This is a genomic window from Streptomyces sp. NPDC101178 (assembly GCF_044767965.1).
In the GTDB taxonomy this organism is placed as follows: domain Bacteria; phylum Actinomycetota; class Actinomycetes; order Streptomycetales; family Streptomycetaceae; genus Streptomyces.
This window is the reverse complement of the sequence record NZ_JBIWOZ010000001.1, coordinates 325,756-348,046: the sequence shown is the minus strand read 5'-3', so window position 1 is coordinate 348,046 and position 22,291 is coordinate 325,756. Positions and strand designations below refer to the sequence as shown.

21 protein-coding genes are annotated in these 22,291 nt (G+C 69.4%); 13 read left to right on the top strand and 8 right to left on the bottom strand.

The features are described 5' to 3' along the window. Positions 1-213: 213 nt before the first annotated feature. Complete coding sequence (locus ACIRR8_RS01520; RefSeq protein ID WP_404057757.1) at positions 214-606, bottom strand: hypothetical protein; 393 nt, start codon at positions 604-606, stop codon at positions 214-216. 193 nt (positions 607-799) lie between these two features. On the opposite strand from ACIRR8_RS01520, the gene ACIRR8_RS01515 reads away from it, so the two are divergent. Both ACIRR8_RS01515 and ACIRR8_RS01510 read left to right on the top strand, forming a co-directional pair. Further along, positions 800-1,492 carry a hypothetical protein gene (locus tag ACIRR8_RS01515; protein ID WP_404057755.1) on the top strand — a complete coding sequence of 231 codons (693 nt, stop codon included), beginning with the start codon at positions 800-802 and terminating at the stop codon, positions 1,490-1,492. A 91-nt stretch (positions 1,493-1,583) separates the two neighbouring features. Beyond that, positions 1,584-1,856: a hypothetical protein gene (locus ACIRR8_RS01510; protein ID WP_404057753.1), complete on the top strand. Its 273-nt coding sequence runs from the start codon at positions 1,584-1,586 to the stop codon at positions 1,854-1,856. Positions 1,857-2,024: 168 nt separating this feature from the next. Here ACIRR8_RS01510 and ACIRR8_RS01505 read toward each other — a convergent pair whose 3' ends face one another. Continuing rightward, the gene (locus tag ACIRR8_RS01505) at positions 2,025-2,297 is read right to left on the bottom strand and encodes a hypothetical protein (RefSeq protein ID WP_404057751.1); all 273 of its coding nucleotides are present in this window, start codon (positions 2,295-2,297) and stop codon (positions 2,025-2,027) included. Between the two features lie 114 nt (positions 2,298-2,411). On the opposite strand from ACIRR8_RS01505, the gene ACIRR8_RS01500 reads away from it, so the two are divergent. Continuing rightward, positions 2,412-2,954 (top strand): DapH/DapD/GlmU-related protein, encoded by a 543-nt coding sequence (locus tag ACIRR8_RS01500; RefSeq protein ID WP_404057749.1) that lies wholly within the window; start codon positions 2,412-2,414, stop codon positions 2,952-2,954. A 159-nt stretch (positions 2,955-3,113) separates the two neighbouring features. Beyond that, entirely contained in the window at positions 3,114-3,725 is a 612-nt protein-coding gene (locus ACIRR8_RS01495) for a hypothetical protein (RefSeq protein ID WP_404058681.1), read from the top strand. Here the strand turns inward: ACIRR8_RS01495 and ACIRR8_RS01490 are convergent. The 3 genes from ACIRR8_RS01490 to ACIRR8_RS01480 form a co-directional block, all read right to left on the bottom strand. Then, positions 3,722-4,579, bottom strand: coding sequence for a SigB/SigF/SigG family RNA polymerase sigma factor (locus tag ACIRR8_RS01490; RefSeq protein ID WP_404057747.1), 858 nt, complete (start codon positions 4,577-4,579; stop codon positions 3,722-3,724). The genes ACIRR8_RS01495 and ACIRR8_RS01490 overlap by 4 nt on opposite strands. 202 nt (positions 4,580-4,781) lie before the next feature. Next, positions 4,782-5,279: a hypothetical protein gene (locus ACIRR8_RS01485; RefSeq protein WP_404057745.1), complete on the bottom strand. Its 498-nt coding sequence runs from the start codon at positions 5,277-5,279 to the stop codon at positions 4,782-4,784. 35 nt (positions 5,280-5,314) lie between these two features. Continuing rightward, the gene (locus ACIRR8_RS01480; protein WP_404057743.1) at positions 5,315-5,593 is read right to left on the bottom strand and encodes a DUF5133 domain-containing protein; all 279 of its coding nucleotides are present in this window, start codon (positions 5,591-5,593) and stop codon (positions 5,315-5,317) included. Between the two features lie 202 nt (positions 5,594-5,795). Here ACIRR8_RS01480 and ACIRR8_RS01475 point away from each other — a divergent pair, with 202 nt between their 5' ends. Further along, positions 5,796-6,362: a DoxX family protein gene (locus tag ACIRR8_RS01475; protein ID WP_404057741.1), complete on the top strand. Its 567-nt coding sequence runs from the start codon at positions 5,796-5,798 to the stop codon at positions 6,360-6,362. Between the two features lie 1,281 nt (positions 6,363-7,643). On the opposite strand, the gene ACIRR8_RS01470 is transcribed toward ACIRR8_RS01475, so the two are convergent. Continuing rightward, on the bottom strand, positions 7,644-7,820 hold the full coding sequence (locus ACIRR8_RS01470; RefSeq protein ID WP_404057739.1) for a sodium:neurotransmitter symporter: 177 nt from the start codon (positions 7,818-7,820) through the stop codon (positions 7,644-7,646). 57 nt (positions 7,821-7,877) lie between these two features. Next, positions 7,878-11,090 (bottom strand): RHS repeat-associated core domain-containing protein, encoded by a 3,213-nt coding sequence (locus tag ACIRR8_RS01465; protein ID WP_404058679.1) that lies wholly within the window; start codon positions 11,088-11,090, stop codon positions 7,878-7,880. Between the two features lie 600 nt (positions 11,091-11,690). Between ACIRR8_RS01465 and ACIRR8_RS01460 the strand changes: the two genes are divergently transcribed. Together ACIRR8_RS01460 and dusB are read left to right on the top strand one after the other, a co-directional pair. Continuing rightward, positions 11,691-11,969: a hypothetical protein gene (locus ACIRR8_RS01460; RefSeq protein ID WP_404057737.1), complete on the top strand. Its 279-nt coding sequence runs from the start codon at positions 11,691-11,693 to the stop codon at positions 11,967-11,969. Beyond that, positions 11,966-13,114 carry a tRNA dihydrouridine synthase DusB gene (dusB, locus tag ACIRR8_RS01455; protein WP_404057735.1) on the top strand — a complete coding sequence of 383 codons (1,149 nt, stop codon included), beginning with the start codon at positions 11,966-11,968 and terminating at the stop codon, positions 13,112-13,114. Before ACIRR8_RS01460 ends, dusB begins: the two co-directional genes overlap by 4 nt. Before the next feature lie 41 nt (positions 13,115-13,155). Here the strand turns inward: dusB and ACIRR8_RS01450 are convergent, their stop codons facing one another. Then, positions 13,156-13,911 carry a GntR family transcriptional regulator gene (locus ACIRR8_RS01450; RefSeq protein ID WP_404057733.1) on the bottom strand — a complete coding sequence of 252 codons (756 nt, stop codon included), beginning with the start codon at positions 13,909-13,911 and terminating at the stop codon, positions 13,156-13,158. Positions 13,912-14,176: 265 nt separating this feature from the next. On the opposite strand from ACIRR8_RS01450, the gene ACIRR8_RS01445 reads away from it, so the two are divergent. From ACIRR8_RS01445 to ppdK, 6 genes are all read left to right on the top strand, one after another. After that, complete coding sequence (locus ACIRR8_RS01445; protein WP_404057731.1) at positions 14,177-15,355, top strand: ABC transporter substrate-binding protein; 1,179 nt, start codon at positions 14,177-14,179, stop codon at positions 15,353-15,355. Continuing rightward, a complete protein-coding gene (locus ACIRR8_RS01440; RefSeq protein ID WP_404057729.1) occupies positions 15,355-16,263 on the top strand; it encodes an ABC transporter permease in 909 nt (302 codons plus the stop codon). The genes ACIRR8_RS01445 and ACIRR8_RS01440 overlap by 1 nt, the downstream gene beginning before the upstream one ends. Beyond that, positions 16,251-17,246 (top strand): ABC transporter permease, encoded by a 996-nt coding sequence (locus ACIRR8_RS01435; protein ID WP_404057727.1) that lies wholly within the window; start codon positions 16,251-16,253, stop codon positions 17,244-17,246. The genes ACIRR8_RS01440 and ACIRR8_RS01435 overlap by 13 nt, the downstream gene beginning before the upstream one ends. Before the next feature lie 6 nt (positions 17,247-17,252). Beyond that, the gene (locus ACIRR8_RS01430; RefSeq protein ID WP_404057725.1) at positions 17,253-18,416 is read left to right on the top strand and encodes an ABC transporter ATP-binding protein; all 1,164 of its coding nucleotides are present in this window, start codon (positions 17,253-17,255) and stop codon (positions 18,414-18,416) included. Continuing rightward, entirely contained in the window at positions 18,413-19,081 is a 669-nt protein-coding gene (locus tag ACIRR8_RS01425) for an HAD family hydrolase (protein ID WP_404057723.1), read from the top strand. The genes ACIRR8_RS01430 and ACIRR8_RS01425 overlap by 4 nt, the downstream gene beginning before the upstream one ends. A 392-nt stretch (positions 19,082-19,473) precedes the next feature. After that, positions 19,474-22,185, top strand: coding sequence for a pyruvate, phosphate dikinase (gene ppdK / locus ACIRR8_RS01420; protein ID WP_404057721.1), 2,712 nt, complete (start codon positions 19,474-19,476; stop codon positions 22,183-22,185). Positions 22,186-22,291: the final 106 nt, after the last annotated feature.

The following is a 22,291-nucleotide window of genomic DNA, read 5'->3' as shown; positions in this document are numbered from 1 at the left end:
AGAGGGTTCTCCGGCGCCTGGTCCGGCCTCGCGGCGCTCGATCGTCGGGTCTCTTCCGCAGCGTGAACGGGGACATCGGCACCTTGTCGGGGCGTGACCACGTGAGACGTGATCATCGGATGGGACATCCCGAGTCTGGCAGCGCACCAGGACGGGAGGCCCGGCCCCGAGAAGCTGTAACCAAGATCACCTGATGGGCGATCAGGGTGATCTCTACTGATCCGAGTTGGTGCGTGGCTGCGTCCGGTAGTCGAAGTACGCGCACGCGAAGATCGCGAGCAGCGCGACCCCGCCCATGGCCGCATAGTGCACCGCCGTGGCCGCGTCCCGGGTGAGGAACCCGGCGCCTCCCGCTGCCAGCGCGCCGACCATCATCACCATGCGGCTGGCGAAGTGCTGTTCCGGAGCGGCGGCCATGCCCTCCCGTTCCGAGAACAGCCCTTCCGCCGCCGCCCTCGCCGGGCGTGCGGCACCCCGGCGCTTCTTCGAGTGGTACTCCAGCCCGTAACCGATCAGCAGGTAGAGCGCGAGGATCACCGCGGCCCCTGCCCAGTCGGACGGGTCGTCCGAACCGCGCCACGCCGACACTTCCAGACCAGAGCTCATCGACGGCCCCCTTTCCGTACCGGCCCTTGTGCCCGGCCCGCGACAGCGCATGCGAGCCAACTTCCCTATGAGGCAATGCCGTTCCGGGGGATTTCGGCGGGCCGGCCGGCCGGGACGCGGATGCTCGGCGGGGTGCTGAAGGCTCCAGGGGGTAGGCGCCCGGAAAGGGAAACGCGGCGGAGGGGGACCGGCCATGTCCGGGGCAACGGAAGAGGCGCGTACGGAGTCGGGGCGCGCGGGTGCGGTGGGAATGGTCCTGGGCGTTCTGGCGGCGGCGGCGCTGGCAGGCTTCCTGGTGGGAGCGATCCTCGGTGACGGCAGGGCGGACGTCTCCCAGGGGCTGACGCTCGCCGTCGTCCTCGTTCTGCTGGCCGCATTCGTGGTCGCCCTGGCCTGGTGGCAGACGCGTCGCCGGGCGGCGAGGCTGGGGATCGGCACGGCCCGGTACATAGGAGTGGTCCGCCGGATTCGACGCGGTGAAATACCTGAGGACCCGGCGGAGTTGCCGGCCGCGATCGACGCCGCGACGCGGGCGCGGCGTTCGTTGGACCTCCAGGACAGCCGTTTGGCATGGTGGTTGCTGGGGGGCCTCGCCCTGCTGTGGTTCGTGACCGGCCTGCTCAAGGCTCTTGACGGGCACTACGTGCGAGCCGGTTACAACCTCGTGCTGGCAGGGCTGCTCCTGGCCAACCCCCTGACCATGCGCCGGCAGCGACGCCGCCTCGAAGCCGTCGAGCGAGCCCTGCGCGACCGCGGCCATCTGCTGGGCCCGTCCGACGGCACCGAGGCACCTGCCGGGCGCACTCCCGCCGGGCCCGGACGGCAGGGGGGTGGCCGCCCGGAAGGCGCTGCCGCACCGGATCTTCCTGGCTCCGAGCCCAAGTAGCTGTGTCAGCAAGGAACTTCGGGGCACCCGAGTGTCAGGCCGGTCCACATCGGGATCGGATCTCGGTGCGACCGTCCCGAAGGAGTGGCAGATGACTACGCAGTACAGCAACCAGCCGACCGGTCAGCAGAACCATGGCACGCCTCAGCGCGGGGCGAGCAGCAACGTGCTCAGCATCATCGCGATCGTCCTGGGCGTGGTCGGGTTCATCATCCTGCCGATCGTCTTCGCGCTGGCCGGCCTGGTTATGGCCATCATCGCCAAGACCGTCCGGAAGGAGCGGCTCTCCACGGTCGCCATCGTCGTCAGCGCCATCGGGCTGGTGGGCGGCATGGTCCTGGGCGCGGTCCTCGCCAGTATGTGAGCCCGTATGTGAGTGAGCCGGAGAACGCGGAGGAGCCCGGGGCGGACAGCGCCCCGGGCTCCTGGCCTGCGTACGCTCAGCGCGCGGCGGAGCCGGCGAGCTGCTTGATCTTCTCGAAGGGGTAGCCGCCTACGGTCACGACGACCAGGGCGTACGCCGCGAGGGCGATCAGCCCCCAGGTGGAGACCGACGCACCACCGCCGCTGAGCAGGACGCTCCCGGAGGCACCAGGGGAGCGAAGCCGAGGACCGCGGCCCCGGTGCACCAGAAGGCCACCAGGTCGTCGGCCCGCTTCCGTAGCGCGGGATCCGACTTCACCGCGGCGGGAACCTCGTACCCGGCGAACCGGTCGCAGACCTGGCCCCGGTACCCGGCACGGGCGGCCAGCGAGGCGGCCGCGCCCAGCAGGGCGAAGCAGCCGAAGAGAAACAGATGGGCCATGCGCACCTCATGGTCTGGTCGTGCCGGGGAAGCGCCGAGCCTGCCTTCCGCCGGCTCTCGTCGCTTCACGAGAGCATCCCCATCGTCGCAGTGGGAGGTGGCAGGGTGGTGTCCATGCCCAGCGACCGTCTCATGCGCATCCACAGCCCCGAGTTCCAGGCCATGGCCGCCAGGGTCCTCCGCGCCACCGAACTGACCTCCCGGCTGAACGTCCTGCCGTTCGAGGACGAGGAGGGCAAGGCGGCCCTCTTCGCACAGATCCTCGGCAGGCCGCTGCCGCCCAGGACCACGGTCTACCCACCCTTCTTCACCGACTACGGCCTCCGTCTCGACCTGGCCGACCGGGTGTTCATCAACCAGAACTGCACGTTCCTGGACTACGCGGGAATCCGCCTCGACGCGCGCGTGATGGTCGGCCCGAAGGCCACGTTCATCACCAGCGGCCACCCGGTCGACCCGGAGGAACGCCGCCACTACCTCACCGGCGGGCCCATCCACGTACAGGAGAACGTCTGGATCGGCGCCGGTGCCACGATCCTGCCGGGCGTCACCATCGGCAGGGACGCGGTGATCGCGGCGGGCGCGGTGGTGGCCGAGGACGTCCCGGCGGCGACGCTGGTGACCGGCCCGAAGGCCACGGTGAACCGCGGGTGGTGAGGGGCGTGTCGGACGGCACGTGGGCCGCCTCCAGGGGCTCGTAGGCGAAGAGCGGCTCGCGCGCCCCACTGGAGGCTGCTGGACCGCCGGGAGCACCAGAGCTGGACCGCCGGCGATGAGCGGCCTTTCGGTAGGGTCGTCGACGTGCGTGATGTACGGGTGGTTCTGATCGGCGGGACGTCGAACGTCGGAAAGTCGACCGTTGCCGAAGTAGTGGCGGAGAGACTCGGGTTCGCGTACCTGAGCACCGACGGGTTGGCCCGGCACCCTGGGCGACCCTGGAGAACGCCGGAGCAGGAGGTGCCGGCGCACGTGGCCGAGCACTACGGATCACTCCCGGTTGACGAACTGATCGCGTCTGTTCTCGGCCACTACGATCGGCTGTGGCCCCGTATCGAAGAGTTGATCGCGACCCACACGGCTGAGGGCCACGGCCGGACGGGCATGGTTCTGGAGGGGTCGGCCCTCTGGCCCGTCCACGCCGCGAGGCTCCAGGCCCCGCGCACGGCCGCCGTGTGGCTCACCACCGACCACGCCGTCTTACGCGCCCGCGTCCGCGCGGCGGGCCGCTACGACGAGGCAACGGCCGGGGAGCAGACCCTGATGGACCAGTTCCTGGCCCGCACCGAGCGCTACCAGACACTCATGACCGAGGCCGTGGACAGGCTGGGCCTGCGACGTATCGACGCGGGCCGTGGACAGTCCGCCGAACAACTGGCCGACCAGGTGCTCACGGCAGCCGCCGCTCAGACCACGGCGGGACGGCCCTAGTCGAGCATTCCCGCGCGCAAGGCCGCCAAGGTGTGCTTGAGGATGCGTGAGACGTGCATCTGCGAGACGCCCAGGTGCGCGCCGATTTCCGTCTGCGTCAGCTCCTGGCCGTAGCGCAGCCGCAGCACGGTGCGCTGGCGGTCGTCCAGAGCTGCCAGGAGAGGCGCGAGCGTGTGCAGGTTCTCCACGTGCTGCAGCCTGCTGTCCTGGTCGCCGAGCATCTCGGCCCAGCTCGGCGTGGTGCTCCCGGTATCACCGGCGCTGGTGCCCAAGGGCGCGTCGAGGGAGTCGGCGGTGTAGCCGTTGGCCGCGATCAGTGCCTCTGCCACGTCGTCCTCGGGCAGACCCAGATGGAGGGCCAGCTCCGAGGCCGTGGGGGCGCGGTCGAGATGCACGGCCAGATCTTCGTGGGCGGCCTTGATGGAGGAACGCAGTTCCTTGAGGCGCCTGGGCACGTGGACGGACCAGGTGGTGTCACGGAAGAAACGCTTGATTTCGCCGCTGATATAGGGGAGCGCGAAAGCGGGGAAGTCCACCTCGCGGGAGAGTTCGAAGCGCTCGATGGCTTTGATGAGGCCGATGGTGCCGACCTGGAGGATGTCTTCGAACTGCCCGGCCTGGTGGGTGCGGTAGCGCCTCGCGGCGAACCGCACCAGGTTCGTATGGGTCTCGACCAGCGTGTTGCGGACGTACTGGTGTTCGGCGGTGCCCTCTTCCAGTTCGGCGAGCCGCGCGAAGAGCAGTCGGCCGATCCCTCGGGAGTCGTTGGGCGACGGGACCGGCCGGTCCTGGCCGGACAGAAAGTCGTCTGTCACGGCACGAGCGGCGGACGGATTCCCGGTGCGAACCTTCATCAAGCATTTCCTTCGGGTGACGAGAATACCTTCACATCGAAACCTACCTGGTCCGGAGGGTAATTCTCTGACGCCATCGGGAATGCGAAAGAATGGGATGGGCTGATGAACGTCCGGGCGCACCGGAGAGGATCATGTAGAAAAAGTGGTTACCCGAAATTCCCGGGGTGTTGCTCCTGGGTGATATTCCGAGGAGAGCGCGTCAGGGGCCGGAGAGTGGCACGGCCACGGTGATCGTCTTGCCGCCGGTGGGCAGAGCCTGGACGACGACCTGGTCGGCGACCTTGTTGATCACCCACCATGCGAGGCCGGCGAGGCCGGTGCTTCCGGGAGTCGGTGCGCGCGGGCAGAGAGGAAGGATCTCCTCGCAGGTGTCGGTCACGGTGATGGTGACCTCGTCGCTGTGCAGGAGGCACACGAGGAAGCAGCCGGAGGAGTGCCCCTGGTGGTGGCGCGCATCCGGGGAGTCCTCGGGATGGTGGCGCACATCGGGGGAGTCCTCGGGATGGTGGAGCACATGCCCGACGAGCTCGGAGGCGACCAGCATCGCGTCCTCGAAACCGGCCCGGTGCGCCCGGAGGTAGTGGCTGTCCGGCGAGCACAGCAGAGGGTGGAGAGCGAACTCCACTTCCCTGCGCGCCTCGGCCGCCGAGGCCGGCCGGCACACGTGCCCGGCCGCGCCCGCTTCGTTTCCCGTCACGGAGCGTTCACCTGGCTCTCTCTGCCTCGTGGCGCTCAGGGAGCGAAGGGGTGTGAGGCTGATCCGGGTGGCGTGCTCCGCTGTCCCGGGATCTGAAGTGCGGGTCGCTGATCCGTGGTTGAGCTCCGCAGGATGGCTTCCGCCGCGAGCAGAGCGTCCTGGACGGTCCGGGTGCCGGTGCTGACGCACAACGTGTACGTCACGTCCTCCAGGCTCCGCTGCAGCTCGTAGTGGGAGTCCTGGGAGTGTTCCAGCTGCAGCTCGTAGTAGCGGGCCAGCAGCGTGCGAATCGTGTCCGGGCGAGGGAGCAGCATGTGTCACCATCCGTCACAGCGGTTGTGTCACCCCCCTTGTGCCCCCAGTTGCCGATCCCATCCCGGCGATATGCCGCGTACGCCCGGACGGACGGGTACCGACCGGAGCGGGCCACGCGCTCCCTGGACGTCCGGCGCCGCTTCTCGAACGTGCCGGCAGCCGGACGGGTGTGGTCCGCCGCGGACTGGGCAGCCGACGCACATGGCTGTCCTGCGCAGAGTCGCCCGGCCCTTGCTGGCCACGAAGTTCATCCGTGACGGGTACACGGCGGTACGCCACCCCGTCCCCCGGGACCACTCCGGTGGCACCGGCAACGATCCGGTCGCCAGACTGGCCGCCCGGTACGCCTTCCTCCCGGACGACCCCGAGCAGCTCGCACGTCTGCAAGGCGCGGTGCAGCTCGGCGCCGGAGTCCTCCTCGCGCTGGGGCGCGCGCCACGCCTGGCGTCGGCGGCCCTCGCGGTGACGTTGGTACCGGCGGCCCTGGCTGCCTACTCCGACGGAGCGGCCGACGATCCCGACGAACGTGCGTCCCGGCGGGCCCAGTTGCTCGCCAACGTGTCCCTGGCCGGAGGCCTCCTCATCGCCGCGGCCGACACCCACGGCAAGCCCTCCCTCGCCTACCGCACCCGCCACGCCGCGGACCACGCGTCCGACGCCCTCACCCACCGGGCCCACGCCGTCGCCCACCGGCTCGGCGACGTGACGGACACGGCGGTGCACGGCGTCACGGACTCCGTCGCAGCGGCCCGCAAGCACCTTCCCTGAAACACCTCGAATCGGTGACGGCCGGGGGGGGGGGGGGGGGGGGGGGGCCCGCCGCCCCCCCCCCCCCCCCCCGCCCCAGTGGAAAACCCGCGGCGCCCCCCGCGCGGGGGCCGCCCCGGGCGCCGCACGCCCCGGCCCCCCCCCCCACCCCCCCCACACACCCCCCCCCGGGGGGGGGCCGGGGGGGGGGGGGGGGGCCCCCCGCCCCCCCCCCCCCCGCCGCCGTACCGAGGACCCGTTGAGATCCGCCGGGCACGCCCTGGTCGTGCCGCCCGGCGAAGACTCCGGCCCCTCCCGAACAAGCGCCGACGACGAGAACCACGGCAAGCCAGAGCGGCCCGGCGACAACTGCTACGGCCGCTCCGATCGCCATCAGGAGCGTTCCCGCCAAAGTGATGGTCCGACCTGCACTCATGCGCATCCTCCAGGTGGGAACTTGATGAACACGGCTCAGCGAGAGCCCTTGCCACCCCGTGCCGATCGGACCATGTGGAGTACCAGGCCGACAGCGATCACTCCTCCGATCACCAACGCCGCAGTTCGGACTCCAGGTTGCCCGTCGCCGACGATGGAGCCGATGATCACCAGTGCGGACAGGAGAATGACGGCCACAGGGACGTAGAGGGGTGGGATGTCTCGCTCTGCCATTCGATCCTCCGCCTGCGATTTGTCCACCGTGTGGACGAGGGGTCCCGATGCGAAAAGTTGCTGGTTTCAGTCGGCTATCACGTAGCCATACAGCAAGCGGTGACGATTAGGACGGCGTAAGGGGTGATTCCAGGGTCTTCGCTGCGGAGCTGAGGTGAAACCCGCTTGATGGCCTACGGCTTGAGGATCGCCATGACAAATCCGCTGAGGGCTCCAGGTGCTCCGAAAATGAGGGCTGTCTGCCAGAGGGCTCCATCGAATAGGCCAAGGGATGCGGCAAGCATTCCGATAGTGCTTGCTGTCGCGGCCGTTCCGAGGGTGAGCGGAACGGATTTTCGCCATCCACCGCTATTCATTTTTCTCCTGCTCCGAGTTACCCGAATATGGCAGACCCGAGCGGTTCGACCAGACTGGCGAGCACGGTTGACGGGGTCGCCTTCGGCGGAGAGGTAGGGGTTCTCTCCCTGGTCGGGGGAGTCGGGGGTGGTGAGCCGGATGTGTGGGCGCTGCTGGTGTGCTAGCGGCGGCGTGTTAGCACGAAGATAATGGAAAGCACAAAGAAGAAGATAATGAGAATGATTCCCCACGCAGGGAGGCCCCCTGCGGACGGCGGCATGATGGCTGAAGTGTTCATCACTGAGGCTTCCTGAATGTGAAGAATATTCCACCAATGCAGATGGAAATGCCGAAGAAGATGGGGAGCGCGGCCCGGCCGCCTCCGCCATCTATGTCCTGAACGCCCAGGACGATCAGGGCGATACCGCAGAGAATTGCAAGGAACGCCGCTCCTATCTGCACTACCTTGCGCATATTAATCTCTCTTTTGTTGGGGGGCGGGAAATTCATCCCGCCCCCTCGGGGCATCGATTAGCTATAGGCGGCCGTGACGGATCCTGCTGCTGCGGCCGCTACGACGGAGCAGCCAGTAAGACCGGCGCCTACCGAAACACCTAGAGTGGCAAAGGTCCCGGCCGCAGCTCCCGCCATGCAGACTCCTTCCACGCCAATACCCGTCAGGATTCCCATCTTGGTCGCATTCGCGCCTTCCGTGTCGCCGGTGATTGTGTCGTAAGTGAGGCTGGCCCAGTCGCCGATACCGGTGACGTCACCGAAGCTGAGCAGTCCGGTGGGGTCGATGCGGTTGACGGGGTCGCCTTCGGCGTAGAGGTAGGGGTTCTTTTCCTGGCCGGAGGGGTCGGGGGTGGTGAAGCGGCCGATGTTGGGGTCGTAGTAGCGGGCCGCGAAGTGGTAGAGGCCGGTGGGGTCCTGGTAGCCGCCGGCGAAGCGGTGGGGCTGGGGGACCTGTTCGGTCGTGCCGGCGCGTTGCACGCCGCGCGGGCTGTAGGAATACGTGTTGACCTTCGTGCCGGCTTCGTCGGCCAGGGCCACGACGCTGCCGAGTGCGTCGGTGAGGTAGTAGTGGTTCTTCCCCCCGCGGGTCATGGAGTTCAGCGTGCCCCCGGGTTCACGGTTGAATCCCGTGTCCACACCGGCCGTTGAGGTGGCGGAGAGGCCGAGCGGGCCGTTGTGGAAGAACGTGTCGCCGAGCCTGATGCGCTCGGACTGGTCGGTGGAGCCGTACTGGCCCGCGTAGGTCTTGCCGCCGGTGGTGATCGACGTCATCTGGGAGTGGTCGGTCCACGTGATGCCGGTGCGCGTGGTCTCCGGGGTGGAGGCCGCGGCGGTCTCGTTGCCGATCTGGTTGTAGGACCAGTTGGTGGTGGAGCCGTCCTTCGCGGTGATCTGCTGGGCGTCGTTGATGGTGTAGGTGGTGCCGCGCGGGCAGCCCTTGTCGGTGCCCTGGGAGGTGAGGTTGCCGGCGAGGTCGTAGCAGTACTGCCAGGAGGAGTTGAGCGTGCTGCCCTTGTTCTCCGCCGCGTAGGAGAAGCGGCCGGCGCTGTCGTACTCGTAGCTCGTCTTCGTCCCGGCGACCGCGTCGGTGGTGGTGCGGATCTTGCCGCCGTCCTTGCCGTCCGAACGGGTGTAGGTGTAGGCGAGGTCGACCAGGGTGCCCTTGGGGCTGGTGGCCTTGATCTTCTCCGGGCGGCCGGACTTGTCCGGGGTGACCGTCTGCACGGTGTTGCCGGGGTAGGTGGTCGTGGTGCGGACGTCGTTCTTGTTGTACGTGTACTTGGTGATCTTGCCCTTGGGGTCCTTCAGCTCGGTGAGCTTGTTGACCTTGTTCCAGGTGTAGTCGGTCAGGCCGGCCGGGTCCTGGTAGGTGTCGACGTTGCCCGCCGGGGTGTAGGCCAGGACCGTCTGGGAGCTGTCCTGGAGGGTGCGGACCGTTTCGCGGGAGAGCGGGTCGAAGGCGTACTTGATGACGCCGGTGCCGTCGGAGCGCTGGGTGAGGTTGCCGTCACCGTCGTACTCGTAGGTGACCGTCTGGTAGTTGGAGGAGTCGACCTTCTTCACCCGGTCGCGGTGGTCGTACTCGTAAAGGATCGTGATGCCGCGGGCGTCCTTCGCCGATGCCACCCGGCCGAGGTCGTCGTAGGTGTACGTGGTGGTGCCTAGCGGGGCCGGGGCCTTGACCGTCTTCAGGTTGCCCTTCGCGTCGTAGGTGAAGTTCGTGGCCACCGACTTGGACGCGGTCATCTTCGTGGTGACCTTGCAGATCTGGCCCTCGAAGCCGCCGCAGGTGGGGGTCGCGGGGTTGTAGTCGAAGGACTGGTTCCCGCCGCCCGTGCCCTCGACGGCGACGGACTTGGTGTTGCCCGCCGTGTCGTAGGTGTAGTCGGTCTTCTCGTCGTCAGCCGTCGTCGACCTGTCCGGCAGGTCCCTGCCCGCGATCGTCTGATAGCCCGTCACGGTGGCGGACGCTCCGGTGGGGAGGGTGGCGCCGGTGGGGTTGTTACGGGAGTCCCAGCCGTACTTCGTGACGTTGCCCGGCGTGCTGCCCACACCCAGGGCGTCGGTGGCCTCCTCCACGTTCCGGTTCGCGTCGTACTTCTTGGAGCGCGTCTGCTTCAGCGCGTCGGTGACCTTGGTGACCTGGCCGTCCGCGTCGTGCTCGTACTCCGTCGCGTGGGTCTCCGGGTTGGTGACCGTGGTCGTACCGGCCGCCGACGGACTGGTGGCGGAGTAGGCGTAGGTCCAGGTCGGGCCGGTGTGGCCGGAGCCGTTCAGCTCGGTGGCGCGGAGCATCGAGGTGACGCGGTTCTGGCTGTCGTAGGTGAAGACCGTCACCCGCCCCTGCGGCGTGGTGATCTTCGTCAGGCGGCGCGAGGAGTCGTAGCCGAAGACCGTGGCCTTGCCCTCGGTGTCCGTCGTCTTCGCCAGGTCACCGGCCGGGTTGAGGTCGAAGACAGCCGTGCGGCCGGTGTGGTCCTTGGCCTGCCACTGCGACGCGTCGGTCTTCACCAGGTCGACCGACCGGCCCGAGCGGGTCTCGGTGAGCTTGAAGCCATTGTGCTCCGCGCCCTGGTCGTGCTGGGTGACGGTGATGGCGCCCTTGTTCCTGTCGGTCACCTTCGTCAGCGTGCCGTTGACGTCGTACGTGTCCTTGGAACCGGACTTGCGGTCGGTCAGCGTGTACGTGCCGTCCGCGTTCTTCTTCAGGTCCTTGGAGTAGCCCTTCGGCGTGGTGAGCGTCCCGTTCGACTCCTTGGCGAAGCGGACCGCCGCCCCGGTGGCGTCGTACAGGACCACCTCGTCCGTGTTCGCCAGGTTCAGGTAGCGCTCGTACTCCTGCCACCACCGCTGCGACACCTTGCCCCAGGGAGCGTCGAGCGAGTTGTACGTACGCGCCAGCCGCAGCTTCTCCCCCACCCCCGCGACGTCGAAGTCGGTGCCGGCCAGCATCAGGTTGCCGTTGGAGTGGTTGACCCGGGCCACCAGCGAGTCGGTGATCCGGAAGTCGGAGATCTGGTGCCAGGGGACCGAGCCCTGACCCTCCGGGACGTACGCCGACGCCTCGGCGGCCACCGAGCTGCGGGCGGCCTGTCGTGCGGGTACGGGCGGTGCGCCCGTCCCGGCCCGGTCCTTCTCCTCCTCCAGCCAGGCTGCCTTCTCCTCCGAAGGAGCCGCCTCGGCCGCACTGGCCTCCGGCTTGTTGGAGCCGACCTGCACCGGCGGCATCTCCGCCTTCGGACCGCCCGGCCCCCAGACCGAGACCGGAGCCGGAGCCGGGTCCTCACCCGGCGCGGCCAGCGCCGGCAGTGCGGAAGCGCTCAGCGCGGCCACCACCAAGGCCGCTGTCAGAGCACTTCTGCGAGATGTACGAGATGTACGGGCACGCCGAAACGGCGTGCCGGAAGCACGCGAAACCATGCGATCCCCCCGCGGGATTCGTGGACGCGGTGACCGCTGCGATCACCGGAGTCGCACACGCTGCCACGGGTCCTTCACATGACACGAACAAGTTCTCGACGGGTAACGCGTAAACGGGCCGGATCAAGCCGACTTCGGTGTCCGGTTCCTCCCTGAACGGGGTCCCGCAAGGGATCTCTTTCCTTGTGGCAACTGTTTTGGCGTCAACGAAATGGGGCCGAAAACCGACCATGGGAACGGTTGTTCCTCGCATCCGAACGCGCGAGCAGCCAAGGTCGGACGGAGAAACGCATGGTGAGACGGGGGATCATGGAGCAGGACGGATCGAGGACGAGAGCCGGGTTCCGCAGAACCGACCGGTCAGCCCGTTTGGCCGGCGTCGCACTCTGCTGGGCGCACGGGGTCGCCATGGCCCTCACCGCGGCCGAGCTGATGTTCCGGCCGCCGGCCGCCTGGTGGCCCACCGCCTGGATCGCATCCTGGGCGCTGACCGGTGTACTGCTGGCCGCCTGGGTGCTCCTGCGCGCCGCCCAGAAGCGCGACCTCCGGCAGATCGACCGGCCGCCCGGTCACCACCCCGCGGCCGCCGCCCCTTCCGCGTACACGGAGACCGAGACCGCCACCCCTTCCGCGTACGCGGAGACCGAGACCGCCACCCCTCCCACGTGCGCGACAATGGACCAATGACCACGCTCGCCCCCGCCCTTCCTCAGCTCCGTATCGGCCCGCACGCCGTGCAGCCGCCCGTGGTGCTCGCGCCCATGGCCGGGATCACCAACGCCCCGTTCCGGACGCTGTGCCGGGAGTTCTCCGGCGGCAAGGGGCTGTTCGTCAGCGAGATGATCACCACACGGGCGCTGGTCGAGCGCAACGAGAAGACCATGCAGCTCATCCACTTCGACGCGACCGAGACCCCGCGCTCGATCCAGCTGTACGGAGTCGACCCGGTCACCGTCGGCAAGGCCGTCCGCATGATCGTGGAGGAGAACCTCGCCGACCACATCGACCTCAACTTCGGCTGCCCGGTCCCCAAGGTCACCCGCAAAGGCGGCGGCTCCGCGCTTCCGTACAAGCGGCCCCTGCTGCGCGCCATCCTCAAGGAGGCCGTATCGGGCGCCGGGGACCTGCCCGTCACCATCAAGATGCGCAAGGGCATCGACGACGACCACCTCACGTTCCTGGACGCCGGCCGCATCGCCGTCGAGGAGGGGGTGACGGCTGTCGCCCTGCACGGCAGGACCACCGCCCAGCATTACGGCGGCACCGCCGACTGGGACGCCATCGCGCGGCTGAAGGAGCACGTCCCGGAGATTCCGGTCCTCGGCAACGGCGACATCTGGTGCGCCGATGACGCCCTGCGGATGATGCGCGAGACCGGATGCGACGGCGTCGTGGTCGGGCGCGGGTGCCTCGGTCGGCCCTGGCTCTTCGCCGATCTGGTCAACGCCATGGAAGGGCGCACGGAACGGCACGCGCCGACCCTGCGCGAGGTCGCGGACGTCATGGTGCGGCACGCGACGCTGCTGGGGGAGTGGATCGGTGACGAGGCCCGGGGCGTCATCGACTTCCGTAAGCACGTCGCCTGGTATCTCAAGGGCTTCGCCGTCGGCTCCGAGATGCGCAAGAAGCTGGCCGTCACCTCCTCGCTGGAGGAGCTGGCCGGTCAGCTGCACGAGCTGGACCTCGACCAGCCCTGGCCGGACGGCGCCGACGGACCGCGCGGGCGGACCTCCGGCAACAACCGGGTCGTCCTGCCGGACGGCTGGCTCAAGGACCCGTACGACTGCTCCGGTGTCAGCGCCGACGCCGAGCTGGACACCTCCGGCGGCTGAGTCCGTACGCGTATAGGGCGGGCCGGGTCCCCCGAAGCCGGTCAGCCCCGTACGTCCGGCCCCGCCCGGCGCTCCAGCGGGGCCGCGCCCGCCGAGTTCATCACGTTGAAGACGACGCTGCCCGCCCGGTAGCGGTCGTCCGTCCACTCGATGGCCCGGCCCGCCGCCGTGTACGTCAGATGGCGCTGGCGCAGGAGCGGGCTCGCTCGGCGCACCCGCAGCAGGCGCGCGTCCTCGCTGCCCGCCGCGACCGCGTCGATCAGGTGCTCGCCGTAGTGCGCGACGATATCCGCGCGCTCCGCGATGCTGTCCATGATCGAGACGCAGTCCTCCGGCAGCTCCAGGACGGCCGGAGCCACCCAGTCCGCGTACACCGTCCGCTCGACCATCACCGGCTCGCCGTCCAGGTGACGCAGGCGCAGTACGTAGAGGACCTCGGCTCCCGGGTCGGCGTCCAGGCGCTCCGCCTCCTCATCGGTCGCGGTCCGCACCGTGCGGGTCAGGATGCGGCTGGTGACCTCGCATCCCATCGCCTGCGCCCACTGCGCGAAGCTGTTGAGCTGCTGGAAGCTCTGGCGGCGCTCCTGGCGGAGGACCACCCGGCGCGCCCCTTGCCGGGAGCCGATCAGGCCCTCGGAAGCCAGCAGCGCCACCGCCTGGCGGACCGTGCCGCGCGATACCTCCCAGCGGGCGGAGAGGTCGCTCTCGGACGGCAGCCGGGAGCCGAGCGGGTAGGTGCCGGTGCGGATGGCGTGCCGCAGCGACTCGGCGATCTCCCGGTAGCGCGTAGCGCCCACGCGTCCCCCTTGGCTTCATATGAACCGAGCGTTGTGTACAGATCCGCTCTTCGGTGACGGTCCTGCCGCCCACTCTAGCGTTGTCGCGACGCGTTTCGATGCGAGGTCGTTATCTACCACAACCCCTGAATAGTGGGCTTTCCTCTTCCCGCCCTCTTGCGGCAGCAGACATGGGACGTTAACTCCCCGGACACCTGGCCCGGGCGAACTGGTGCCAGCTTGTATGAACAAGTGGCCCTCACGCTTCGCTTCAGGGAGACCTACCGTGCGCAGAGCCCGACCCCGTCCCCGTATTCGCGCCAACAGCCGTGCCGTTGCCGCCCTCGCCCTCTCCACCGCCGCTCTCACCGCCCTCACCGCGTGCGGCGCCGCACCCGACGAGAAGGTGGAGACCGGCGCGAACGGGGTGAAGTCCACCGAGGCCACCTCGGCCGCCGACTTCGGCGGGCTGGAGAAGCTGGTCGCCGCCGCCGAGAAGGAGGGCGAGCTCAACGTGATCGCCCTCCCGCCGGACTGGGCGAACTACGGCGAGATCATCAAGAGCTTCCAGGCCAAGTACAAGGTCAGGATCAAGAGCGAGAACCCGGACGGCTCCAGCTCCGACGAGATAGCCGCCGTCAAGTCCCGCAAGGGCCAGAAGCGCGCCCCCGACGTCCTCGACCTCGGCATCGCCTTCGCCCGCAGCGGCGCCGCCGAGAACCTCTTCGCCCCGTACAAGGTCACCGCCTGGGACAAGATCCCCGACAGCCAGAAGGACGCGGACGGCCGCTGGTACAACGACTACGGCGGCTACGTCTCCATCGGCTGCGACGCCGCCCGCATCAAGACCTGCCCCGAGACCTTCGCGGACCTCCTGAAGCCCGAGTACAAGGGCAAGGTAGCCCTCAACGGCAACCCGACCAAGTCCGGCTCCGCGTTCGGCGGCGTGTACGCGGCGTCCCTGGCCAACAAGGGCTCGTTCGGGGACATCCAGCCCGGCATCGACTTCTTCGGCAAGCTGAAGAAGAGCGGCAACTTCATCCCCGTCGAGTCGACCCCGGCGACCGTCGAGAAGGGTGAGACGCCGATCAGCATCGACTGGGACTACCTGAACGCCGGGTACGCCGACCAGTTCAAGGGCAAGGGCGTCGACTGGAAGGTCTCCGTACCGAAGGACGGCGTCTACGCCCAGTTCTACTCGCAGGCCATCAACAAGGACGCCCCGCACCCGGCGGCCGCCCGCCTGTGGATGGAGTACCTGTACAGCGCCGAGGGCCAGAACCTGTGGCTGAAGGGGTACGCCCGCCCGGTGCTGCTGCCCGCGATGACCGAGGACGGCACGGTCGACAAGACTTTCGTCTCCAAGCTTCCGGCCGTCGAGGGCACCCCGACCTTCCCCTCCTCCGAGGAGCTCGACAAGGCCAACGCCACGCTCTCCGAGAACTGGGACAAGGCCGTCTCCTGATGACCGTCTCCCACCCGTCCGCCGCCCCGGGACCCGGGGCGGCCCCCGTGAAGACCGGCCGCCGCCGGCGGGCGCTCCGGGCCTGGTTCGGCGCGCTCCCGCTGCTCGTCTTCGCCGGCCTCTGCTTCGGACTGCCCGCCGGAGCCCTGCTGTACGGGGCCCTCACCCGTACCGACCCGGTCGCCGGCACCACCGAGTTCACCGGCGAACACCTCCAGCGCTCGCTCCAGGGGCCCTACCTCACCTCGCTCACCGGCAGCGTCGAACTCTCCGCGCTCACCGCCGCCATCGCCACCGTCTTCGGCGTCCTCATCGCCCAGGCAGTCGTCACCTCCCGGCGCGGCGCGCTGCGCGGAGCCGTGCTCACCGCCTCGGGCGTGCTCGCCAACTTCGGCGGCATCCCGCTGGCCTTCGCCTTCGTCGCCACCCTCGGCATCTCCGGTGTGGTCACCCAGCTCGGCCACCTGGACGCGCTCGGCTGGAACCTCTACTCCTTCACCGGCCTCACCGTCATCTACCTCTACTTCCTCATCCCGCTCATGGTGATCGTCGTCGTCCCGGCACTGGACGGACTGCGCCCCCAGTGGCGCGAGGCCGCCCGCAACAACGGCGCCACCGCCTGGCAGTTCTGGCGGTACGTCGGACTGCCGGTGCTGGCGCCCTCGCTGCTCGGCGGGTTCGTCCTCCTCTTCGGCAGCGCCTTCGCCGCGCACGCCACGGCCGCCGCCCTGGTCGGCGGCTCCGTACCGCTGGTCACCCTGAAGATCGCCGACGCGCTCTCCGGGAACGTCCTGGTCGGCCAGGAGAACGTGGCCCTGGCGCTGAGCCTCGACATGATCGTGATCGCCGGACTGGTGATGGCGGTCTACCTGCCCCTCCAGCGACGGAGCTCCCGATGGCTGCACTGACCACCGTCCCGGCCGCTCCCGCTTCGGAAACGGCGAAGGCCGCTCGCCGCCGCCCGCGCTACTGGCGGGGAGCCGTCCTGGCCGTCGCCGGGCTGTACTTCATCACTCCGCTGGTCTCCTCGTTCGTCTTCACGGTCCACGTACCGAACCAGGGCCTCACCTTCGAGGCGTACAGCGGCATCCTGTCCGCCGACGGCTTCACCGAGAGCCTCTTCCTCTCGCTCTCGCTCGCAGCCGCCACCATCGCGCTCGCCCTGCTGCTCGTCGTCCCCGCGCTCGTCGCGGTGCGGCTCGGGCCACCCCGGCTGCGCGCCGTCGTCGAGATCGTCTGCATGCTGCCGCTGGTGGTGCCGCCGATCGCGCTGGTCACCGGGATCGCCACCGTGCTGCGCTGGGGGCCCGACCACTTCTCGCGGACCCCGCTCTACCAGACCTTCCTGGCCGTGCAGAACGAGTCGTTCCCGGTGGTGCTGGTCCTCGCCTACACCGTGCTGGCGCTGCCCTTCGTGCACCGCTCGCTGGACGCGGGGCTGAGGGCCGTGGACGTGCCCACGCTGGTGGAGGCGGCCCGCAACTGCGGGGCGAGCCGGCTGCAGGTGATCGTCAGCGTCATCCTGCCCAACCTGCGCTCCTCGCTCGCCGGGGCCTCGTTCCTGACCCTGGCGCTGGTGCTCGGTGAGTACACGGTCGCCTCGCTGCTGGGCTTCCGGCCCTTCGCGGTGTGGATCGTCACCGTCTCCGGTGCCGAGGCCCGGATGTCGGTCGCCGTCTCGCTGCTCTCGCTCCTCATCACCTGGGCCCTGCTGCTCATCCTCTCGCGCGCCGGAACCGGTTCGTCCGCCTCCGCCACCGCGATCCCGGCCGGTCCGGCGACCGCGATCCCGGCCGGTCCGACCACGGTGACCCCGGCCGCCGCAGCCGGAAGCGGAACCGCAGCCCCCACTCCCGTACCTTCCGCACCTTCCGCACCCGGCAAGGAGTAGCCACCCATGTCAGCCCTGCCCACCGCCGCCCCCCGTCCCGAGCCGGCCGAAGCCGCCGCGCGGGAAGGCCGGGCCGCCACCGGCGCCCGGGTGGAGTTCCGCTCCCTGCGCCGGGCGTTCGGCCCCACCGTCGCTCTCGACGGCCTCGACCTCACCGCGGAACCCGGCGAGCTCCTCGCACTCCTCGGCCCCTCCGGCTGCGGCAAGACCACCGCGCTCCGGGTCCTCGCCGGGTTCGAGCAGCCCGACTCCGGCGAGGTCCTCGTCGACGGCGAGGACATCACCCCGGTCCCCGCCAACCGGCGCGACGCGGGCATGGTCTTCCAGTCCTACAGCCTCTTCCCGCACCTCAACGCCCGCGACAACGTCGCCTTCGGCCCCCGGATGCGCGGAGTCGCCACGGCCGAGCGGCACGCCTCCGCCCATGAGCTGCTCGAACTCGTCGGACTGCCCGCCCACGGCGACCGCTTCCCGCACCAGATGTCCGGCGGCCAGCAGCAGCGCGTGGCCCTGGCCCGCGCCCTCGCCCTGCGCCCCCGCGTCCTCCTCCTGGACGAGCCGCTCTCGGCACTCGATGCCAAGGTCCGGCTCACCCTGCGCGAGGAGATCCGCCGCCTCCAGCTCTCGCTCGGCATCACCACCATCTTCGTCACCCACGACCAGGAGGAGGCCCTCTCCATGGCCGACCGGGTCGCCGTCCTCAACGCGGGCCGCCTGGAGCAGTGCGCACCGCCGGCCGAGCTGTACGAGCGCCCGGCCACACCGTTCGTCGCCGAGTTCGTCGGCACCATGAACCGGGTGCCGGGGCGGCTGACCGGGGACGGTTCGGTGGAGGTCGCGGGTGCCGTGCTCCCGGTCGACGGGGACATCCCGGTGGGCCGGGGCCCGGTCGACGTCCTCATCCGGCCCGAGAACATCGGTGTCGGCGCCGACGCGGACGGTACGGCCACGGTCGTCTCCGCCGCCTTCCTCGGCTCGGTCACCCGGGTCCTCCTCGACCTCCCGGACGGCGTCGCGGTCAAGGCCGACCTCCCGTCCCGGGACGCCACGGAGCTGGCTCCCGGCGTACGGGCCAGGGTCACCCCGGTCCGCCGGCCGGTGCTGGTCGTGCCCGTACGGGAGACGGCGGCACCCGGTGCCGCGGCCTCCGGTGGCAAGGTGGACGCGTGAAGACAACGGCCCCCGCCGCCGTCCTCTTCGACATGGACGGCACGCTCGTCGACACCGAGGTCCTCTGGTGGGAGACGGCCCGTGAGGTCGCGGCCGGGCTCGGCCACCGGCTGACCGACGCCGACGCGCCGGAGGTCGTCGGCCGGGCCGTCGCCGATACCGCCGCTCATCTGATCGGGGTCACCGGCGGCGACTCCTCAACCCTTCCCCGTACCGCCGCCGAACTGACCGACTCCTTCTTCCGCAAGGTCGACGCCGGCGCTCCGCTCCGCCCCGGTGCCGCCGAGCTGCTCGCCTCACTCGAAGCCGCCGGAGTGCCGTTCGCACTGGTCAGCGCCTCGCCTCGGAGCGTGGTGGACGCGGTGGTGGCCGGGGCGCTGGCCGGGGCGGACTTCGCCTTCACGCTCTCCGCCGACGACACCGTGCGGACCAAACCGCATCCCGATCCGTACCGCGCGGCCGCCGAGCGGTTCGCCGCCGATCCCGCCTCCTGTGTGGCGGTGGAGGACTCCCCGGACGGCACCGCATCCGCCGATGCCGCCGGGTGCGCGGTGCTGGTGGTCCCGTCGCTGCTCCCGGTGGCCCCGGGGCGGGCGCGGACGTTCGCCCGTAGCCTGGAAGAGGTGGACCTCGGAGTGCTCGCCGACTGCCTGAGGCGTTCCTGAGACGTCTCCGAGGCGTCCGAATCCTGAAATCCAGGGTCCGGAACCAGCGTGATTCGCGCCACCCTTGATCGGGGGTGCGCTCAGATGAGCGATATAGCGGTGACTGCACTTCTGGAAGACCTGGCACTCAGTGCCAGGTGGCGGTCTTCGAGAGGTGTACTCAGGTGCGGAGCAGTCCGCTCATATGAGAGGTAAGGGTCAAGAAATGGCCATGCTGCCTTCAAGAGCTGAACGGAGAGCCCCGCCCCGCACGCCGGAGACTTTCTTTGGATCTGCTGGCGGACGGGTGGTTGCGGCCGTATGACGACCAAGTGGACGTACCCATATACCTTCGATCTGGGTATGTTCCTCGCCGTCAGGGCAGCCACCGCGTCCTCGAGGAGTCGAGACCCGTGTCGGAAAACAAAGATCCCCAGAAGTTCGTCTACGACTTCACCGAGGGCAACAAGGATCTGAAGGATCTTCTGGGCGGCAAGGGTGCCAACCTCGCCGAGATGACCAACCTCGGGTTGCCCGTCCCTCCGGGCTTCACCATCACCACCGAGGCGTGCAAGGTCTACCTGGAGAGCGGGCAGGCGCCCAAGGCGCTGCGCGACGAGGTGAGTGCGCACCTCGCCGCGCTGGAAGAGCGGATGGGCAAGAAGCTCGGCCAGGCGGACGACCCGCTGCTGGTCTCCGTACGCTCCGGTGCCAAGTTCTCCATGCCCGGCATGATGGACACGGTCCTCAACATCGGCCTCTCCGACGCCTCCGTTGCCGGCCTCGCCACCCAGTCCGGCGACGAGCGCTTCGCCTGGGACTCCTACCGGCGCCTCATCCAGATGTTCGGCAAGACCGTGCTCGGCGTCGACGGCGACCTCTTCGAGGAGGCGCTGGAGGACGCCAAGACGGCCAAGAAGGTCACGGTCGACACCGACCTGGCCGCGGCCGACCTGAAGAAGCTGGTCAAGCAGTTCAAGAAGATCGTCCAGGACCAGGCCGGACGCGAGTTCCCGCAGGACGCGCGGGAGCAGATGGACCTGGCCATAAACGCGGTCTTCGACTCGTGGAACACCGACCGCGCCAAGCTCTACCGCCGCCAGGAGCGCATCCCCGGCGACCTCGGCACCGCGGTCAACGTCTGTTCGATGGTCTTCGGCAACCTCGGTCCCGACTCCGGTACGGGCGTCGCCTTCACCCGCGACCCGGCCAGCGGCCACCAGGGCGTCTACGGCGACTACCTCCAGAACGCGCAGGGCGAGGACGTCGTCGCCGGTATCCGCAACACGGTGCCGCTCGCCGATCTGGAGTCGATCGACAAGAAGTCGTACGACCAGCTCATGGGCATCATGGAGACGCTGGAGAACCACTACAAGGATCTCTGCGACATCGAGTTCACCATCGAGCGCGGTCAGCTCTGGATGCTGCAGACCCGCGTCGGCAAGCGCACCGCCGGTGCCGCCTTCCGGATCGCCACCCAGCTCGTCGACCAGGGCCTGATCGACGAGGCCGAGGCGCTCCAGCGCGTCAACGGCGCCCAGCTCGCGCAGCTGATGTTCCCGCGCTTCGACGACGAGGCGAAGACCGAGCTGCTCGGCCGGGGCATCGCCGCCTCGCCGGGTGCCGCCGTCGGCAAGGCCGTCTTCGACTCGTACACCGCGATCAAGTGGTCCCGCTCCGGCGAGAAGGTCATCCTGATCCGCCGCGAGACCAACCCCGACGACCTCGAAGGCATGATCGCCGCCGAGGGCATCCTGACCTCGCGCGGCGGCAAGACCTCGCACGCGGCGGTCGTGGCGCGCGGCATGGGCAAGACCTGTGTCTGCGGCGCCGAGGACCTGGAGGTCGACACCAAGCGCCGCCGGATGACGGTCGGCGGCAAGGTGATCGAGGAGGGCGACCTCGTCTCGATCGACGGCTCCACCGGCAAGGTCTACCTGGGCGAGGTACCCGTCGTGCCGTCGCCGGTCGTCGAGTACTTCGAGGGCCGGATGCACGCGGGCGCCGACGACGCCGACGAGCTGGTCGCCGCCGTGCACCGGATCATGGCGTACGCGGACCGGGTCCGCCGGCTGCGGGTGCGGGCCAACGCGGACAACGCCGAGGACGCGCTGCGGGCCCGCCGCTTCGGCGCCCAGGGCATCGGGCTGTGCCGCACCGAGCACATGTTCCTCGGTGAGCGCCGCGAGATGGTCGAGAAGCTGATCCTGGCGGACACCGACGACGAGCGGGAGAGCGCGCTCGCCGCCCTCCTCCCGCTCCAGAAGGCCGACTTCATCGAGCTGTTCGAGTCGATGGACGGCCTGCCCGTCACCGTACGGCTGCTCGACCCGCCGCTGCACGAGTTCCTGCCCGACATCACCGAGCTGTCGGTGCGCGTCGCGCTCGCGGAGTCCCGCAAGGACGCCAACGAGAACGACCTGCGCCTCCTCCAGGCGGTCCACAAGCTGCACGAGCAGAACCCGATGCTCGGCCTGCGCGGCGTGCGCCTGGGTCTGGTCATCCCCGGTCTGTTCGCCATGCAGGTACGGGCGATCGCCGAGGCGGCCGCCCAGCGCAAGAACGCCAAGGGCGACCCGCGCGCCGAGATCATGATCCCGCTCGTCGGCACGGTCCAGGAGCTGGAGATCGTCCGCGAGGAGGCCGACCGGGTCATCGCGGAGGTCCAGGCGGCCACCGGCACCGACCTGAAGCTGACCATCGGCACCATGATCGAGCTGCCGCGCGCCGCGCTGACGGCGGCCCAGATCGCCGAGGCCGCCCAGTTCTTCTCGTTCGGCACCAACGACCTGACCCAGACGGTGTGGGGCTTCTCCCGGGACGACGTGGAGGCCTCGTTCTTCACCGCGTACCTGGAGAAGGGCATCTTCGGGGTCTCGCCGTTCGAGACGATCGACAAGGACGGCGTCGGCTCGCTGGTGCGCAGCGCCGTGGAGGCCGGCCGGGCCACCCGCCCGGACCTCAAGCTCGGCGTCTGCGGTGAGCACGGCGGTGACCCGGAGTCGGTGCACTTCTTCCACGAGGTGGGCCTCGACTACGTCTCCTGCTCGCCGTTCCGGATCCCGGTGGCGCGTCTTGAGGCGGGCCGGGCGGCGGCGCAGTCGCGCGGGAGTGACAGCCGCTGATGCGGTACGAGTGACCAACTCCGGGGATTCATAAGGGAATTGGGTCGGGTCCCTCACCGGCCCGCCATCCCGGTCGGATCCCCGGAACACCGAGAAGCGGCGGCGC

Coding starts and splice junctions, on each gene's coding strand:
- ACIRR8_RS01470 (WP_404057739.1), bottom strand. CDS start 7,820: ATGCGCAAGGTAGTGCAGATAGGAGCGGCGTTCCTTGCAATTCTCTGC.
- ACIRR8_RS01520 (WP_404057757.1), bottom strand. CDS start 606: ATGAGCTCTGGTCTGGAAGTGTCGGCGTGGCGCGGTTCGGACGACCCG.
- dusB (WP_404057735.1), top strand. CDS start 11,966: ATGACCACGCTCGCCCCCGCCCTTCCTCAGCTCCGTATCGGCCCGCAC.
- ACIRR8_RS01515 (WP_404057755.1), top strand. CDS start 800: ATGTCCGGGGCAACGGAAGAGGCGCGTACGGAGTCGGGGCGCGCGGGT.
- ACIRR8_RS01480 (WP_404057743.1), bottom strand. CDS start 5,593: ATGCTGCTCCCTCGCCCGGACACGATTCGCACGCTGCTGGCCCGCTAC.
- ACIRR8_RS01435 (WP_404057727.1), top strand. CDS start 16,251: ATGGCTGCACTGACCACCGTCCCGGCCGCTCCCGCTTCGGAAACGGCG.
- ACIRR8_RS01460 (WP_404057737.1), top strand. CDS start 11,691: ATGGCCCTCACCGCGGCCGAGCTGATGTTCCGGCCGCCGGCCGCCTGG.
- ACIRR8_RS01465 (WP_404058679.1), bottom strand. CDS start 11,090: ATGCCGCCGGTGCAGGTCGGCTCCAACAAGCCGGAGGCCAGTGCGGCC.
- ACIRR8_RS01505 (WP_404057751.1), bottom strand. CDS start 2,297: ATGGCCCATCTGTTTCTCTTCGGCTGCTTCGCCCTGCTGGGCGCGGCC.
- ACIRR8_RS01440 (WP_404057729.1), top strand. CDS start 15,355: ATGACCGTCTCCCACCCGTCCGCCGCCCCGGGACCCGGGGCGGCCCCC.
- ACIRR8_RS01475 (WP_404057741.1), top strand. CDS start 5,796: ATGGCTGTCCTGCGCAGAGTCGCCCGGCCCTTGCTGGCCACGAAGTTC.
- ACIRR8_RS01490 (WP_404057747.1), bottom strand. CDS start 4,579: ATGAAGGTTCGCACCGGGAATCCGTCCGCCGCTCGTGCCGTGACAGAC.
- ACIRR8_RS01430 (WP_404057725.1), top strand. CDS start 17,253: ATGTCAGCCCTGCCCACCGCCGCCCCCCGTCCCGAGCCGGCCGAAGCC.
- ACIRR8_RS01510 (WP_404057753.1), top strand. CDS start 1,584: ATGACTACGCAGTACAGCAACCAGCCGACCGGTCAGCAGAACCATGGC.
- ACIRR8_RS01500 (WP_404057749.1), top strand. CDS start 2,412: ATGCCCAGCGACCGTCTCATGCGCATCCACAGCCCCGAGTTCCAGGCC.